The organism is Mucilaginibacter sp. P1_D10 (assembly GCF_056406215.1).
In genome coordinates, this window is record NZ_JBFUAP010000007.1 from 358,166 (window position 1) to 373,769 (window position 15,604).

A 15,604-nucleotide genomic window follows, 5' to 3' on the forward strand; every position below is an offset into this window, starting at 1 on the left:
CAAGGGGGCGTTTTGTTTGTATAAAGTTACTTATACGCTTCATTTGCCAGGCTTTTGGCAAACTGCAGCGTTTGTGATTTGAACTGCGGGAATTTCCTTGTAAATTTCCCGTGAAAATGATGAACAAAACAATCAAGAAACTTTTACGCCCATTTGTTCCGCAGTTTATACTGGATAGCAGGCGGTTGCCGGTAACCATAGAAAATGAAAGCTTCCCTGGCGGGCATTACTACAGCGTCATACCTTCTCTTGCCGACGTAAACACGCGGGCCGATAAAATTTTCAACCTAAACGACCCCCTCGACGGAATCGACCTCAACAGGCAGGGACAGGTTGACACGCTGCTGGAGTTTCAGAAGATGAGCGCAGAAGCGCCCTCGTTCCTGGATAATCAAATAAGGTTTATTTTTGATAATAATTCTTTTTCGTACGATGATGCGCCCGTCTTAAACTACATGCTGAGGAAAATTAAGCCGGCGAGGATCATCGAAATCGGGTGCGGCTATTCATCTGCAGTAATGTTAGATACGAATGACCTTTACTTAGATGGTGCCATTGTCGACTTCACATTCATCGATATTGATTTTTCGAACTTGAACAACAAACTAACCGAAAAGGATAAGGGCCGTGTAAAGCTCATCGAAAAACCCATTCAGGATATCGACCTCTCTATCTTTGCCACATTACAGGAGAACGACCTTCTATTCGTGGACAGTTCCCATGTATCGAAGGTGGGGAGTGATTTGAATACTATCATATTCAAAATTCTGCCATTACTAAATCCAGGCGTTTACATTCATTTTCATGATATCAGGTATCCATTCGAGTATCCGCAGGACTTGATAAATAATAAAGTATTCTGGAACGAGGCTTACCTGTTAAGGGCGTTCTTAATGTTCAATGAAAATTTTAAAATGACCTTTTGGCTAAATTACCTGCTTAACGACGGGGTTACCAACAAAAGTGACTTTGATTTCCTGCCCTTGTCCTCATGGGACAAGAAATTCAATAACAGCCGTGGCGAGGTATCGGGCGCAGGCGGTAGTTTGTATTTGAGGAAGGTGAAGTAATACTTTTCGAGTCAAACTGGCTGGCAGCTATTCGGATAACCGTTTCTATTTTTTAACCACTGATATAACAGAAAGCTCCTCGTCCTGATTCCCGATGGCTGAAATATTAATCGTGTATTGCTTGTTTTCGAAGATTTTAAGGCCGGTATGCATCAAATCGTACTGGCCGTCGGTACTGGTTTTGGTAAAACCGCTTGCAATCAGCTTATCAGGATAAGTTAAGTTATACGTCGCGTCACCAATAAACCTGAGCTCGCGGCCGTCTGTATTCACAGCGCTTTGCTTCCTGTTGTTCACCCACATCTTTCGCTGTGTTACGTAAACCCAACCGTAGGCAATTTTGTTCAGCTCGGCAACCATGGCTGTTGGTTTTATCGATAGCAAGCGCAGCAAATCGTCAGGGGTAAAATCCCTTTCGCTCGAATTCTTGAATTTGCGATAGCTGTCGTCATCAATTAAAATGGCAATGTTGCGCGGGTTTATTTTTGAGTAAAGCACCGGCACCGTTTGGCCCTTATACAATCTTTTAAACTCATATTCCGATACTTCTTTAGTTACGTCTTGCATATCCCCTTCATTGGTGGCAAATTCAACCACCACATGGGTAAAATCTGCGCCTCCGCCCCTTAGCAGGCGCTGCACCCTAACCGAGCTCCCATCAACCAGATGGCCGGTTACCTCCACCTGGGTGTCTTTCAAAATATCATCGTGCACGCCATCGAACCTGGACGAAAAAATAAAATAGACTATGGTACTGGGAATAACGCAAACCGCAAACAACAATGCCAATTGAATTTTTGGCCGGCCATGTTTCTGCACAAATTCGGGCTCCCATGTTTTACGGTAGGCCCAGGCAAGGAACCCGCTGGCACAGCAAAAAACCGCGCCCACAATCGAACAGATGAAAACCCGGTCGACGGTAAAATTAAGCCATGGCAGGACGAATAAAAAGGAAATAAAGCCCACTACAGAAAAGGACAGCCACAGGTAGTAGCTAAATTTATTTTTACGCGTGTAAATTTTGCATAATTCCACGGCATACTCGGTTTTGGCTGTTTCGATAATTCCCGGGATGCTATCCGGTTCGGCACCAGCTTCGGTTAAATAATAGGTGAGGGTTTCGTCCGAGAGGTCATCCGGCAACATTTCTTTGGTTTGGGTGATAAAGCGCTGGTTGTCCATTAATTGTATTTTAGGTTGTAGCGAAGATAATGATAATGATGAAAGTGCTGTGTTTTAAAATGTCTGGATTGTTGGGGTTTATGGCATAACGGGGATCAGGCTATCCAAAAATCAAAAAAAGAGGAAACTGTTGCATATAAAATCGAAGCGCAGGAGCTTCTACACATGATGTTTTTAACAAAGCAATTTTGACATTCTGAACAAAATAGGCTAATACATTTCACAACTACTTTTAATTCATAAAATACACAACTTGAGGCTCCAAAGCGCATGGGACAGCCTGGTCAAGCCGCAAAGAATATCCATGTAAATCGGAATTGATAGCAAAATAATACATTTGTTATATGTACCAGAAAACAGCACATATTCCATTTCTGGAAACCATTTCAGATTTCTTTAAATTTTATGGAATGGGTGCTCCGCTTCACCCGGAAATAATGTGTATGAAACTGGAGGATCAACCGGACGAGAGGTTATTAGAAATGCCTTTGTGCCGGTCGAATTTTTTCAGGGTTATTCACTTTACCAATACAAATCTAAGCTTTATCGGAGGCGAAAAAATTTATACAGTTTCGGATAACTGTATGTGTTTTACTTATCCCGGGAAATTGGAATCCTGGACAAGAAAGGGTCCGCTTACGGGCTATGTTACCTATTTTACTCCTGCATTTCTAGGGTTGGACATGACGGGTAAGCATTTTGATGCTGATTACCCATTTTTCAACTTTAACTCGGAACCTGTTTTATATCTATCGTCAGAAGACACGTCCGGCATAATAAAGTGCGCCGAAGAAATGATCAAAGAAATGTATTCAACAGCACCCGATAAGTTAGAAATGTTGAAAAAGATATTGCAGGTGTATCTGCATCATATCAAACGTATATACAATAACCACGTTAAGACCTTTACGGAGGAAACAAGGATCCATAAATCGCTATTTAATAGATTCAGGCTAATCCTGGATGATACGGTTCATCAGCTGCCTTTGCAAACTAAAGTAAGCCCTGTTAGCGTATCGCTCATCGCCAAACAATTAACGGTTAATCCTAATTATCTCAACTCATTAATCAAAGTACTCTCGGGCAAAACCGCATCAGCTCATATTCAGGAAAAATTAATACTGGAAGCTAAATCATATTTGCTGCATACCGAAATACAGGTGGCCGGGATTTCATATAGACTTGGCTTTGAAAATCCTTCTTACTTCAGTCGCTTTTTTAAAAAGAATACGGGTTTGTCGCCATCTGATTTTCGTGAAAAATTCACTCCCGATAAGGCCCATCTGTAAATTGTATCCGCTTTACTATAAATTGTACTAACGGGAAGTATAAAGGCATTTTAGCTTTGGTGGTAGATTAAAACATCAAAGTAACATGAAACGATTCCTTCTTATTTTATTGGCAATTGGATTTACGGCAATTGCGGATGCCCAAACTTTCACTTTAAAAAGTAATGACATTGGAGGTCAGGCTACCCAAAAACAGTTTCTGAATGGTTTCGGTTGCACCGGTGAAAATATTTCACCGGAGTTGCATTGGGAGAATGCCCCCGCTGGTACGCAAAGTTTCGCGGTAACTATGTATGATAAAGATGCGGCAACAGGAAGCGGCTTTTGGCATTGGGTTGTATACAACATTTCGGCTGCCACTACAGGGCTTGCTTCCGGCGCGGGGGATGTCTCAAAAGGCCTGATGCCTAAAGAAGCAATGCCCGGCAATAATGATGCAGGTATGCCGGGGTACGGTGGCCCTTGCCCTCCTCCGGGCCCTCCGCATATGTACATCATAACTGTATATGCATTAAAATCAAAGTTAACACTAGGCAAAAATGCTACCCCTGCCATAGTGGGGATGACTATAAATAATAACCTCATTGGCAAAGCATCACTTGTGATGTATGGACAGCAGTAAATGCTATCTGGGGTAGTGATAAAGACACACAATTCTACTAAATAATTTTATTCAACCATTAAATCAATAATATATGAAAAAGATCTTGAACCTCAGTTTTATTCCGGCTAATGTCGACCTGGCGTTGCTAATATTACGGTTATGGGCTGGAATAAGCCTTTTTGGCAAACATGGCATTGAGAAGTTTACAAACTTTTCTCAAATGCAGCAGCATTTCCCTGATCCATTGCATGTAGGCGTAACTGTAAGTTTAATTTTTGCATTAATGTCTGACAGTATTTGTTCGCTATTGGTTATGCTTGGAATCGCAACAAGACTTGCGGCACTTTTTATTGTGATTGATCTATTGGTTGTTTTTATCACGATGCACCATTTTTCCTTCGGGCAGGACCATGCAGAACTTGTTTATGTTTACCTCGGCTGCTACCTCACTATAATGTTTGCAGGAGCCGGAAAATATAGTGTTGATAGCAGATTATAACATGTTTAAAATCACCTGCTGATCAATATCCCGATATAAAAAACAGACGCAATAAACTCAATTGTACGTCCACTATTAACTTTAAAAAACCATGAGCTTAAAACGGTTACTGTTTACTATCACTTGTTTATTGTTCACTGTTATTTTGTGCCAGGCACAAAATAAAACCAGTATCAAGTTATTCCGGTTCGGAAATGAGGGCGACGAAAAACCTGGTGTGCTTACCGCAGATGGCAAAATGCTGGATGTATCCGCTTTCGGGGAAGACTACAATGAAAAGTTTTTTTCGGGAAACGGGATCAAACGATTGGAAGAATGGGTGGTTAAAAATAGGTCCATTTGCCCGCAAGTTCCATCACAAACACGAATGGCTTCCTGTGTGGCAAGACCATCAAAAATCGTAGCTATTGGGTTGAATTATGAAGAGCATATCAAAGAAGGCGGTGCAGCAACTCCAACCGAACCCGTCATATTTCTAAAGGCGACCTCTGTGCTTTGTGGCCCATATGACAATGCTATTATTCCCGCAGATGCCCTGAAAATGGATTATGAGGCAGAGCTGGCCATTGTAATAGGCAAAAAAGCGAGTCATGTAGCGGAGGACAATGCACTTGACTATGTAGCGGGCTATACAGTGATTAACGATTACAGTGAAAGAGCATGGCAGTTAGAAACATCTGGAGGACAATGGGATAAAGGGAAAAGTGCCGACCATTTTGCTCCCCTTGGGCCTTATCTGGTAACCCCGGAAGATATCGGCGATCCTCAGCATTTAAGAATATGGTTGACCCTAAATGGGGACACAATGCAAAATGCTAATACCAGGAATATGATATTTACTATCAAAAGACTTATTAGTGAAGTAAGCAAATATATGACATTGCTGCCAGGAGACGTTATTGCTACCGGAACTCCATCCGGTGTAGGGCTTGGGCGCAAACCACCGGTATATCTAAAGCCAGGCGATGTGATCTCATTGGGAATAGAGAACATAGGAACACAAAAGCAAACTGTTGTAAGTGGCATGGAGCTTATATTGGGAAAAGAAGCCTACCAGGATTACCTGAGATGGGTGGCTTTGGGTATCGGCGGCCTTCCCCATACATTGGAGGGATATCGTACCGTTAAAAGAATAGGCCTGCAAATGAAGGACCCACTAGATATTCGCCGTATTGCCGGAGAAATTGGCAAACCAGGCGACATAAAGACGCTTTTTAATTTACCCAAAAGAAATGGGGCCAAACCCACCATAGCACCATTTGCTGTGCCGCACCGGCAAATGGACCAACATAATGATACGCTGATAAGGAACTTGCAGAAAAAAATATTTGATGCGCAGGTGGCCGATAAAGCCTCTGACCTTGTCTATAAGACCAGCTATCTGGAAAGAAATAATGCAGGAATATTCCTGAGAGATAGTGCTGCTGGCAATCCGACTATAGTGGCTGTTTCGCACGCCGAGGTGGGGCATATTCATCCTTCTGACGGATCTATGCATATCATTCTTAGTCCGAGTGACACCAAAGAAGTAATTGAAAAAGGATGGGGTGAACTGCATGGGCTTGCCGGGGAGGGACGCGCCGCAAAAACCTACATGATGATATATGCTCCAAGAAATGAAATGGAACTTGAAATAACAAAAAAAATTCTGCTTGCCGGGGTTAAATACGCAACGCACATACCCGGAAAATAGCTTATGACCTGATTTTACCTTTATGATTTAACTGCATATAGGCTATTGTTTTCAATCCTGTTCGGGGATTGTCAATTTCGCTGACAAATGAAGATGTAAAAAAATTAGATAGCAGGGTGGGGCAGCGGATAAAGCCAACCGTGATTACCACTAAGCCCCAGGCACAATCCTTTAATGCAAAGGTCAAGGCTTTCAGGGCTACGAGACCACCACATTCTTCCTATTCAGACTTGCTAAAATCTATGCGTAAACTTTCCGTCAACCAGGCTTTGGATTATATAAACGTAATAAGGCATATCCGGTAATCAAAAAAGGTGTTTAGATTTCTCTAAACACCTTTAATTTTCCTGCGGAATGGACGGGACTCGAACCCGCGACCTCCTGCGTGACAGGCAGGCATTCTAACCAGCTGAACTACCACTCCGTTTGGGACTGCAAATATACGCGTCTTTTTGGCTTACGCAAACTGTTTTTTAAAATTTATGTGATAAAAACTTTTATGGCTTAATTAACAGCATTTTGGCTGCAATTTCAAAAAATAATTTAATTTCGTTGCTGTTACCCCGTATTACCAAAGTAAACAAACTTATTTAACCCGCACATGCTATTGTTAGGCATAGATATTGGCACATCCTCAGTAAAAGTGAGCGTTGTAAATACTGTCACACAGACAGTTATTGCGTCGGCGCAATACCCCGAGCAAGAGTCGCCTATACTATCTTTGCAAACGGGCTGGGCCGAGCAATCGCCCGATATGTGGTGGCAACAAACCGGCCACGCCGTTGCTCTCTGCCATAAAAAAGGCGGTTACCAGCCAAAAGACATTGCCGCAATAGGCATAGCTTACCAAATGCATGGGCTTGTACTGGTTGATAAAAACCACCAGCTATTGCGTAACAGCATTATTTGGTGCGATAGCCGGGCCGTAGAAATTGGCGATAAAGCCTTTGAAGATATCGGCCACGAAGCCTGCCTCTCGCACATGCTGAACTCGCCGGGCAACTTTAACGCAGCCAAACTGGCTTGGGTAAAACAAAACGAACCCGATATTTACGAGCAGATAGATAAGGTGATGCTCCCCGGGGATTACATAGCCATGAAACTTACCGGCGAAATTACCACCTCGCCCTCGGCCATGTCTGAAGGCATTTTCTACGATTTCCAATTCAACGGGCTTTCTAAAGACATTATAGAATATTTCGGTTTTAGCGATAGCCTGTTCCCGGTAGTGAAGCCGGTGTTCTCATCGCACGGCCGTGTTACTGCGGAGGTGGCAGCCGCCCTTCAACTGAATACCGGCACCCCCGTAACCTATAAGGCGGGCGATCAGCCCAACAATGCCCTATCCTTAAATGTATTGAAGCCAGGCGAAGTAGCCGCAACAGCCGGTACCTCGGGCGTTATATATGGCGTGAGCGACCAATTGGCTTACGACCGTCAATCACGCGTAAATACCTTCGCGCATGTAAATTACGCTAACGAAAATAAGCGCCTGGGCGTTCTGCTATGTATTAATGGCACCGGCAGCTTGTACCGGTGGGTTAAAACGGCAACGGCCCCGCACCTCAGCTACGCCCAAATGAATGCCGAGGCGGCGTTGGTGCCCATTGGCAGCAACGGCTTACGTGTTTTGCCCTTTGGCAACGGTGCCGAGCGTATGCTTTGCAATAAGCAGGTTGGCGCGCATCTGCACGGCATCGATCTGAACCTGCACACCCCAGCCCATATTTACCGCGCGGCACAAGAGGGCATTGCCTGCGCGTTCCGCTACGGCTTGGATATCATGCGCGAGAACGGCATGAACCCTACTGTAATACGGGCCAGCAGAACCAATATGTTCCTCAGCGATGTGTTTACCCAGGCATTCGTAAACACCACCGGCGTACCGGTAGAGCTGTACCATAACGATGGTAGCATGGGCGCGGCGCTTGGTGCCGGCATTGGCGCAGAAATATTTGCTTCGGCAACGGAGGCTTTCAGCAATAACAAAGCCGTGGCCTACGTTGAACCAACGAACACTGCCGGTTACGATGCGGTGTATGAGGATTGGAAAATAGTACTAAACCAGCATTTATCCTATCAATAAAAAAATGCGGAACAATCATCCAAGAAAATTTAATAAAACCATATAATACTAATCCATATAACTCCTAAATACTAAACCAAACAGATAAATGAAATCTCTTTCGACCGGCGATTACATCGTATTTTTAGTCTATTTTCTTATTGTAGCCTGTTACGGTTACTGGATATACCGCCGCAAGCATAATGCCGACGCTACCTCCAAAGATTACTTTTTAGCGGAAGGCTCCCTAACCTGGTGGGCAATCGGTGCGTCCTTAATTGCATCGAACATCTCAGCCGAGCAGTTTGTGGCCATGAGCGGCAACGGTTTTACCATGGGCCTTGCTATATCTACTTACGAGTGGATGGCAGCGCTGACGCTTATCATTGTAGCGGTATTCTTTATACCGGTGTATCTCAAGAACAAGATATTCACCATGCCGCAATTCCTGCACCAGCGTTACAACAGCACGGTTGCCATGATTATGGCAGTATTCTGGCTGCTGCTGTATGTAATCGTTAACCTAACATCGATACTGTACCTCGGCGCTATCGCCATCAACGGCATCTCCGGTATCGATTTCAAATTGTGCATAGCCGGTTTAGCAATTTTCGCCATCATCATTACGCTGGGTGGCATGAAGGTAATAGGCTATACCGACGTTATCCAGGTGTTCTTCCTGATATTGGGCGGCTTGGTTACTACCTATATCGCCGTTACTAAAGTAGGTGAGTATTATGGCCACCCGGGCCTGCTGAACGGCATGTCTGACATGTACAACCACGCCAACGACCACTTCCAGATGATATTGAAGAAAGACAACAAGAGCTATGGCGACCTGCCCGGCTTGACCGTGCTGATAGGTGGTATGTGGATAGTAAATCTTAACTATTGGGGTTGCAACCAGTACATTACGCAAAGGGCATTAGGTGCCAACCTGAATACTGCACGTAGCGGTATCTTGTTCGCTGCTTTCCTGAAACTGCTGATGCCGCTGATTGTGGTATTGCCGGGCATCGCGGCCTATATCCTGTATAAAGAGAACGTATTCAATGCAGATATGACGGGCAGCATTACAGCCAACCACGATAATGCCTACCCGGTATTGCTTAACCTGCTACCTACGGGCGTAAAAGGTTTGGCTTTCGCAGCGTTAACGGCCGCAGTAGTAGCCTCGCTGGCCGGCAAGGCCAATAGTATCGCTACCATCTTTACGTTGGATATTTACAAGAAGAAAATACGCAAGGACGCTACCGATCACCAACTGGTGGTAGTAGGTAAGATTACCGTAGTGGTAGCTATGATACTGGGCGTGGCGATATCGCCATTCCTGGGCATCGACAAAAAAGGCGGCTTCCAGTTCATACAGGAGTACACGGGCTTTGTATCGCCGGGTATCTTCGCCATGTTTATCCTGGGCTTCTTTTGGAAGAAAGCATCATCCAATGCGGCATTGTTTGCCACTATCGGCGGTTTCGCGTTCTCTGTATTCTTCAAATTCCTGCCCAAGATGGTCGATTTGACCTCACTTGCAGCAAGCGGCTTCTCTTATAAGAATGCTGAAAGCGGCCTGTACGAGATACCATTCCTGGACAGGATGGGCTTCGTATTCGCCATTTGCGTGGCTGGCATGGTTATCATCAGTTTGATAGATGCAGCCAAAGGCAAAGAAACCAACGGCCTGGATATCGACGCGAAAATGTTCAAAACATCAAACGCGTTTGCGGTTGGCGCCATGCTGGTTTGCGGCATACTGGTGGCGCTTTATACCATCTTCTGGTAACAGCCCCCTGTAAATATTCAACAGCGGCCCTATTTTTGGGCCGCTGTTTTTTATGAGGCATTGCCTCATGTGGCAAGATTACAGCAAAAAGGGCAACCGATGAAGGGTGCCCTTTTACATTTATGCTTATTTTCTTTGAAGCTTAGTTCCTGTGGCCGTTGCCGCGGTTATCGTGTTTTAACTGTTTTCGGTCGTTGCGGAAATCTTTGCGATCGTTCCGGATGTCTTTCCGGTCCTGGCGTATATCCCTGCGGTCCTGGCGCACATCGCGGCGGTCGGCTACCCAATGGTTTTTGTATTTATCGTCACGGCTATCGCGGATGATTACCTGGCTTTTGCGGCCCCTGTAGTTGGCGTATTTGGCACGGTAAACATCGTTGCGTACCCATGGGCTGCGTTCGTTTACCACTACTTTATAGCCATTGTAAACGTTGTAGTTGCTATACCTTGCAGGCAATGCCGCACGGTGCACCCATACATTGTTCTCTACGTAAACGTATTGGTGGGCGGGGATATCATAGTAAGCATCAATATCCGGCATATAGTAATAGTCGGCGTGATCGTACCCAACAGGGCCCCACTCGGGCTGGCTGCCAATATTTATATTTAAACTTATTTGTGCCTTAGCAGCCTGGAAACTCAGGGCGCTTAAGAATATCGCGGTTGTTAAAATAATCTTTTTCATTTTCGTATGTTTTGCAGGTATGACAGGCAAACACACCAGATGGTTTAAAAAAGTTTACCGCAGGGGTGGCGTTATAACAGGGATGTTACAGGAGCGCGGAAAGAACCGCCTGTAATTAATTGAGGCGATAGGATATTAACGCGTCCAGTTCTCCGTTTTGCCGTTGCTTTCTATCCATACCTCCAAATAAACATTTTCTGCCATTGGCTTGCCTTTATCTTTGATGATGTCAAACTGCAGTTTTCGTATAGCATCGAAAATAAGCGCCTTGCAGGTCTCTGTTTCTTTCACTTCATCGGGATCGATTTTTTCCTCATCCGACAACATTACTTGAGAAACCATACCCGCCGGGCCTATCGTGATGATGTATTTATAGGAGCAATCGCAATCAGGAGCCTTCTTCCATTTTATCTTTTTTATTTTCTTAAATAAGATGTCCGAAAGCTTTACGCCGTATTTCCTATCTATACCGCCGTGAACATCAGCGTAATTTGTAACATCTTCTGTTTTCAGAACCTTTCCGCCAAAGACATTCAGTACCCGTTCTTTCTCGAATATCCAATAAAATACGCCATCCCACCTCACCGGGTTACGGTTTATCGGAAAACTGATGTCTCCTGAAAACCAATCGATAAAAACCTTGCCGTTTACAAATTTATACCCGAATACCTTCTTCATCATTTCATCAGACCAAGCCCTGAACTTCTTAACCTGGCGCAGTGTACCGCACGGTATCATATCAGTCAAAAAAAGACTGTCGTTTTCTATATTATAAACGGCCTGGTAACCCCTCCAACAGTTAACAGATGCTCCGTCTCGGAAACTCAAGCCAAATAACCTCCCCGAATCAATAGGGAGCTGGCTTTGCAAATAACGTTCAACAATGAGATTGTATGTGACGATGGTGTCCGACTTATAGATGATGTAATCCGGCATCTGGGGACTGGCAAGGCTGCGATATGCCGCAAATAGTAAAATCAGCGGAATCATCAGGATTAGGCATTTGCGTTTCATTGTCGTTTATTAAGATGATGCATCAGCAGTAGATTTTTCATAAATTATTTCAAAAAAGCTACTGCAAAAAAAAGCCCGCCATAAAATAGGCGGGCGAAAATCATCCGGTTTCTTGACCTTCATTATTCTAATCGTCGCTATCGTCCTTATCATCCAGTTTGGCAGCCATGGCCAGTACAGGTTTGCCTATCACCCTGAAATTGCCTTCGCCTTTAAGAATAGATGCCAGCTGCACTTTGTCCTGCATAGTTTTAACGGCCTGAGCCAATTCTTTGTCATATTTAAAGTTGGCTTCGTAGCGGCCTTTTTCGTAGAGGTAGCGCGATACGATTTCGTTCTCCAGCACCTGCTTTATTTCTGTTTTATGCTGCATCAGGTCGTTCTTTTTGGCGGCAGCCATTTTTGCCCTGAGGCCATCGTATTCCGTCTGTATCTCGGGGAATTGCTTCTCTCGCGTGGCTTCTATCTTCAGCTGGTCCAGAATCCTTTCCGAAGCCGTATTATACGTGTAGTTTTTCCCCGCCAGGAATTTGGTAAAATCGAGGTACTCGGCATCGCTCAGGGTAAAAGCGCGCGGGTCGCCAATTTGGGGGTGCGTGTTGCGGTATTGGGTAGCGTAATCAAAAATCAGCAATTTGTTTACCAGTGTTTGGGTAATGTTGGCAAACCTATCCTGCTTCACAAAAATATCCGGGTAAACGCCGCTGCCATCGAACACCGAACGGCCGTTTTTGGTCTTGAATTCGTGCATCAACGAGTCGGCCACTTTAAGTACGCTGCCATCATCTTTACGGTGGGTATAATCCAAAGCTTGCACGCAACGGCCCGAAGGCACGAAATACTTGGCAATGGTAATTTTAACCAGGCTATTATACGGCAGGCTGAAGGTTTGCTGCACCAGGCCCTTGCCATAGCTGCGCTGCCCAATGATGATGGCCCTATCCAGATCCTGCAAGGCCCCGGCTACTATTTCTGATGCCGATGCCGAGCGGCTGTTAACCAATACCACCAGCGGCAGGTTGGGCTCCAGCGGGGTAGCTACCGTATTATAGGTAAAGTTCTTTTCTTTTATCTTGCCTTTTTGCGACACAACAGTTACATCCTTAGCTACGAAGAGGTTCACTATTTTCACGGCCTCCTGCAATATGCCGCCGCCGTTGGAGCGCAGATCGAGTATGATGCCGTTAGGGTTGTTCTTTTTTAGTGCGGTAAGCGCGTCGGTAACTTCCTGGGCCGAGTTCTCGAGGAATTTGTTGAGCTTGATATAGCCCATATTGCCGCCAACCATGCCCGAGTAAACTACATTGGGTTGTTTTATCTCGTCGCGGAGAAGGTTCTTTACAACGGCGGGCTCGCCCTCGCGTTTCATTAGCAAGCGTATTTCAGCGCCTTTGCTGCCTTTAAGCAGCAGGCTTACCTGGTCGTTGTTTTTGGCGGTAAGATCGATGTCGTTTATCTTCATCATCTGGTCGCCGGGGCGTATATCTGCCTTTTGCGCCGGGAAGCCCGCAAACACATCGGCCACGTAAACTTTGCCGTCGCGGGCAAAAATGCTGGCACCAATGCCACCGTACTGCGTGCTTACATAATGCAGCTTGTATTCCTCTATCTCAGACTCCGGCACGAATTCGGTGTAAGGATCCAGACCATCCAGCATGGCATCCACCCCGGTTTTAACCAATTTAGATGAGTTTATCTCGTCTACATAATTAATGTTAACTTCTTTATAAACCGCCGCAAAAACATCCAGGTTCTTGGTTATCTGAAAAAGGTCGTCGTTAAAGCCCCAGGCAACAACGGCAACGGCCAACACGCCCGCAAAAAATGCAGGTTTCCTGTAATTCCTCTTCTTCGGTTGGTTATTGTTCATCTGCTGCCGGTCATCAAATATAAAGCTACAAAAAGCAATACAGCTTTTTGTGTAATTAACTCATTTTAAAGGCGGTTATTATCAATATTCACCAAAGCTTTTTTAAGGGTGAATACTACGTAGGCCCTATCGCGGTTTACCAGCTGCATCAAACGGGTAATCAGGCTGTCTTCCTGCCCTTCGGCGTATTGCAATTGCTCATCGGTAAGGTGGTTGTACTTGCGCTGCACCTTTATTTTTATACGCGGCCAATCTTTGTTGCTTATCGTAATTTCTGCCATAAAACAATTTTATTTCAGCAAAAATATAAAAAATACGCTGTAGCCCGCGTTTAATACCGGGCTTATAATTAAACTTTTACCTGTAGCCCACATCTAACCGTTTTATTAACCAAACGGGGTAACCGGCGGCGTCTGCATAAACAACCTGCGCCGTCGGCTGTTATACCTTGTTAAAAACAAACCGACAAATGAAAAAGTTACTTTTAAGCATTGCAATCATCACTGCGGCGGCCTTTAGTGCCAAAGCGCAATTTTCGCTGGGGATAAAGGGAGGCGTAAATTTCTCTAAAATCAATACCGATAACGTAAGCGAGTCGACCAAAACCGGGTACCAGGCGGGCATATTCGCTCGTGTTGGCTCCAACGTTTACCTGCAGCCCGAGCTTTATTTGGGCAGCAGCGGCGGCAAGTTTGCATTCCAAACCAATAACAACACCGTTACTACCGAAGGCAAGGTTAAATTCACCACCCTTAATCTACCCTTATTGATAGGTAAAGGTTTTGGCGGCGATAACCTCAACTTCAGGATTATGGCCGGCCCTGTTTATAGCTACGTACTGGATAAGAACGATAACTTCTCCAGCGCGGTAAACTCGGCCTATGCCGATTTTGGCGATTATAAGAAGAGCACGTTAGGCTTCCAGGCCGGTGCGGGTGTTGATATCGGGCACATTACAGCCGATTTCCGTTACGAGGGCGGCCTCACCAAAATCAATGAGAATTTTGGCCAGCGCCAAAACCTATGGGCGCTTAGTATAGGCTTTAAGCTGTTTTAATGAGCGGCATTGAAGCGAATGAGGAATCCCGGTGCGCAGCCGGGATTTTTTGTGCGGTATATCCCCATCATCACTAATGAAACGGGTAAATTGTTGACGATGATTTTTTTGAGCGATTTCCCAGGCTTAGTTTACAGGCAATGCAAGTTTGTGCGTAGTGCAGGTTAATAGGACATTCGGCGCCGTCTTGCTTACAAAGCAAAACGCCTCGCGAGGATTTTATTTAAAAGCACAAACCAGCCTGCGCAAAACCGCGTATAAGTACCCGATTTGAAAATATATTGTCGTATTACGCAATGCGTAGTGTATTTTTACTTTACATACCTATCCAATATGGACAACACTTTATCAAAAATTGAAGCCCCGGTTGCCATCTGCACGGGCGAATACTTGGATAAGCTGCTCAACAGCCCCCATAATTCGTCGGCCATGGATACCGAGTTACAGAAGATAAATGCACACTTTGTGCAGGACGAGAACCTGATGATACGGGTGATTGCCTTTATGGGCATAGCCTGCGTGCTGCTGGCCGTGGCTTGCATGTTTTTTTTGCCCGGCGCAGCGCTTCGTTAAGTATTTGCACTCTCTCAGTACCCGCCATATACCTAAATTATTGATTGCAAAAACCTCGGGCCCAACCCGAGGTTTTTTTTTGTGTGCGCCCGGCACGGGCGCAAGCTATAGGGTGAGAGTCCCGAACGCGCCTTGATAGTGGGAAGCGTTAACCAAAAGCAAGGGTGTCGTGGGTGACTGCGAATCTGAAGGAAGCTGGCGGTAAATCTCTGGCCTGACG

General features: G+C 45.1%; 14 protein-coding genes and 1 tRNA gene. 9 read left to right on the forward strand and 6 right to left on the reverse strand.

Annotated features, from left to right (window positions below; translation table 11 throughout):
- Positions 1 to 116 precede the first annotated feature (116 nt).
- Positions 117 to 1,070 carry a class I SAM-dependent methyltransferase gene (locus AC1DYT_RS14020; protein WP_477470205.1) on the forward strand — a complete coding sequence of 318 codons (954 nt, stop codon included), beginning with the start codon at positions 117 to 119 and terminating at the stop codon, positions 1,068 to 1,070.
- Positions 1,071 to 1,115: 45 nt separating this feature from the next.
- Here AC1DYT_RS14020 and AC1DYT_RS14025 read toward each other — a convergent pair whose 3' ends face one another.
- The gene (locus AC1DYT_RS14025) at positions 1,116 to 2,252 is read right to left on the reverse strand and encodes a DUF3592 domain-containing protein (protein WP_477470206.1); all 1,137 of its coding nucleotides are present in this window, start codon (positions 2,250 to 2,252) and stop codon (positions 1,116 to 1,118) included.
- Between the two features lie 344 nt (positions 2,253 to 2,596).
- Between AC1DYT_RS14025 and AC1DYT_RS14030 the strand changes: the two genes are divergently transcribed.
- The 4 genes from AC1DYT_RS14030 (at position 2,597) to AC1DYT_RS14045 (ending at position 6,337) form a co-directional block, all read left to right on the forward strand.
- Positions 2,597 to 3,541 (forward strand): helix-turn-helix domain-containing protein, encoded by a 945-nt coding sequence (locus tag AC1DYT_RS14030; RefSeq protein ID WP_477470207.1) that lies wholly within the window; start codon positions 2,597 to 2,599, stop codon positions 3,539 to 3,541.
- An 85-nt stretch (positions 3,542 to 3,626) separates the two neighbouring features.
- Positions 3,627 to 4,163 carry a YbhB/YbcL family Raf kinase inhibitor-like protein gene (locus AC1DYT_RS14035; protein ID WP_477470208.1) on the forward strand — a complete coding sequence of 179 codons (537 nt, stop codon included), beginning with the start codon at positions 3,627 to 3,629 and terminating at the stop codon, positions 4,161 to 4,163.
- Positions 4,164 to 4,236: 73 nt separating this feature from the next.
- Complete coding sequence (locus AC1DYT_RS14040; RefSeq protein ID WP_477470209.1) at positions 4,237 to 4,644, forward strand: DoxX family protein; 408 nt, start codon at positions 4,237 to 4,239, stop codon at positions 4,642 to 4,644.
- Positions 4,645 to 4,735: 91 nt separating this feature from the next.
- Positions 4,736 to 6,337, forward strand: coding sequence for a fumarylacetoacetate hydrolase family protein (locus tag AC1DYT_RS14045; RefSeq protein ID WP_477470210.1), 1,602 nt, complete (start codon positions 4,736 to 4,738; stop codon positions 6,335 to 6,337).
- A 350-nt stretch (positions 6,338 to 6,687) separates the two neighbouring features.
- On the opposite strand, the gene AC1DYT_RS14050 is transcribed toward AC1DYT_RS14045, so the two are convergent.
- Positions 6,688 to 6,761 (reverse strand) — tRNA-Asp (locus AC1DYT_RS14050).
- A 177-nt stretch (positions 6,762 to 6,938) separates the two neighbouring features.
- Between AC1DYT_RS14050 and AC1DYT_RS14055 the strand changes: the two genes are divergently transcribed.
- On the forward strand, positions 6,939 to 8,423 hold the full coding sequence (locus tag AC1DYT_RS14055; protein WP_477470211.1) for a xylulokinase: 1,485 nt from the start codon (positions 6,939 to 6,941) through the stop codon (positions 8,421 to 8,423).
- 88 nt (positions 8,424 to 8,511) lie between these two features.
- On the forward strand, positions 8,512 to 10,185 hold the full coding sequence (locus tag AC1DYT_RS14060) for a sodium/sugar symporter (RefSeq protein WP_477470212.1): 1,674 nt from the start codon (positions 8,512 to 8,514) through the stop codon (positions 10,183 to 10,185).
- Positions 10,186 to 10,327: 142 nt separating this feature from the next.
- Here AC1DYT_RS14060 and AC1DYT_RS14065 read toward each other — a convergent pair whose 3' ends face one another.
- The 4 genes from AC1DYT_RS14065 to AC1DYT_RS14080 all read right to left on the reverse strand — a co-directional run bounded on the left by AC1DYT_RS14065 (position 10,328) and on the right by AC1DYT_RS14080 (position 14,035).
- Positions 10,328 to 10,870 carry a hypothetical protein gene (locus tag AC1DYT_RS14065; RefSeq protein WP_477470213.1) on the reverse strand — a complete coding sequence of 181 codons (543 nt, stop codon included), beginning with the start codon at positions 10,868 to 10,870 and terminating at the stop codon, positions 10,328 to 10,330.
- Between the two features lie 135 nt (positions 10,871 to 11,005).
- The gene (locus tag AC1DYT_RS14070; protein WP_477470214.1) at positions 11,006 to 11,884 is read right to left on the reverse strand and encodes a hypothetical protein; all 879 of its coding nucleotides are present in this window, start codon (positions 11,882 to 11,884) and stop codon (positions 11,006 to 11,008) included.
- A gap of 127 nt (positions 11,885 to 12,011) precedes the next feature.
- The gene (locus AC1DYT_RS14075; protein WP_477470215.1) at positions 12,012 to 13,754 is read right to left on the reverse strand and encodes a S41 family peptidase; all 1,743 of its coding nucleotides are present in this window, start codon (positions 13,752 to 13,754) and stop codon (positions 12,012 to 12,014) included.
- 65 nt (positions 13,755 to 13,819) lie between these two features.
- Positions 13,820 to 14,035 (reverse strand): hypothetical protein, encoded by a 216-nt coding sequence (locus AC1DYT_RS14080; RefSeq protein ID WP_477470216.1) that lies wholly within the window; start codon positions 14,033 to 14,035, stop codon positions 13,820 to 13,822.
- A gap of 188 nt (positions 14,036 to 14,223) precedes the next feature.
- Here AC1DYT_RS14080 and AC1DYT_RS14085 point away from each other — a divergent pair, with 188 nt between their 5' ends.
- Both AC1DYT_RS14085 and AC1DYT_RS14090 read left to right on the forward strand, forming a co-directional pair.
- Positions 14,224 to 14,811, forward strand: coding sequence for a porin family protein (locus AC1DYT_RS14085; RefSeq protein ID WP_477470217.1), 588 nt, complete (start codon positions 14,224 to 14,226; stop codon positions 14,809 to 14,811).
- A 333-nt stretch (positions 14,812 to 15,144) separates the two neighbouring features.
- On the forward strand, positions 15,145 to 15,384 hold the full coding sequence (locus AC1DYT_RS14090; RefSeq protein ID WP_477470218.1) for a hypothetical protein: 240 nt from the start codon (positions 15,145 to 15,147) through the stop codon (positions 15,382 to 15,384).
- The last annotated feature ends 220 nt before the right edge of the window (positions 15,385 to 15,604 follow it).

What these genes read in the sequence shown, in the direction of transcription:
- AC1DYT_RS14020 (WP_477470205.1), top strand. Translation starts at nt 117, where the DNA reads ATGATGAACAAAACAATCAAGAAACTTTTACGCCCATTTGTTCCGCAG.
- AC1DYT_RS14025 (WP_477470206.1), bottom strand. Translation starts at nt 2,252, where the DNA reads ATGGACAACCAGCGCTTTATCACCCAAACCAAAGAAATGTTGCCGGAT.
- AC1DYT_RS14030 (WP_477470207.1), top strand. Translation starts at nt 2,597, where the DNA reads ATGTACCAGAAAACAGCACATATTCCATTTCTGGAAACCATTTCAGAT.
- AC1DYT_RS14035 (WP_477470208.1), top strand. Translation starts at nt 3,627, where the DNA reads ATGAAACGATTCCTTCTTATTTTATTGGCAATTGGATTTACGGCAATT.
- AC1DYT_RS14040 (WP_477470209.1), top strand. Translation starts at nt 4,237, where the DNA reads ATGAAAAAGATCTTGAACCTCAGTTTTATTCCGGCTAATGTCGACCTG.
- AC1DYT_RS14045 (WP_477470210.1), top strand. Translation starts at nt 4,736, where the DNA reads ATGAGCTTAAAACGGTTACTGTTTACTATCACTTGTTTATTGTTCACT.
- AC1DYT_RS14055 (WP_477470211.1), top strand. Translation starts at nt 6,939, where the DNA reads ATGCTATTGTTAGGCATAGATATTGGCACATCCTCAGTAAAAGTGAGC.
- AC1DYT_RS14060 (WP_477470212.1), top strand. Translation starts at nt 8,512, where the DNA reads ATGAAATCTCTTTCGACCGGCGATTACATCGTATTTTTAGTCTATTTT.
- AC1DYT_RS14065 (WP_477470213.1), bottom strand. Translation starts at nt 10,870, where the DNA reads ATGAAAAAGATTATTTTAACAACCGCGATATTCTTAAGCGCCCTGAGT.
- AC1DYT_RS14070 (WP_477470214.1), bottom strand. Translation starts at nt 11,884, where the DNA reads ATGAAACGCAAATGCCTAATCCTGATGATTCCGCTGATTTTACTATTT.
- AC1DYT_RS14075 (WP_477470215.1), bottom strand. Translation starts at nt 13,754, where the DNA reads ATGAACAATAACCAACCGAAGAAGAGGAATTACAGGAAACCTGCATTT.
- AC1DYT_RS14080 (WP_477470216.1), bottom strand. Translation starts at nt 14,035, where the DNA reads ATGGCAGAAATTACGATAAGCAACAAAGATTGGCCGCGTATAAAAATA.
- AC1DYT_RS14085 (WP_477470217.1), top strand. Translation starts at nt 14,224, where the DNA reads ATGAAAAAGTTACTTTTAAGCATTGCAATCATCACTGCGGCGGCCTTT.
- AC1DYT_RS14090 (WP_477470218.1), top strand. Translation starts at nt 15,145, where the DNA reads ATGGACAACACTTTATCAAAAATTGAAGCCCCGGTTGCCATCTGCACG.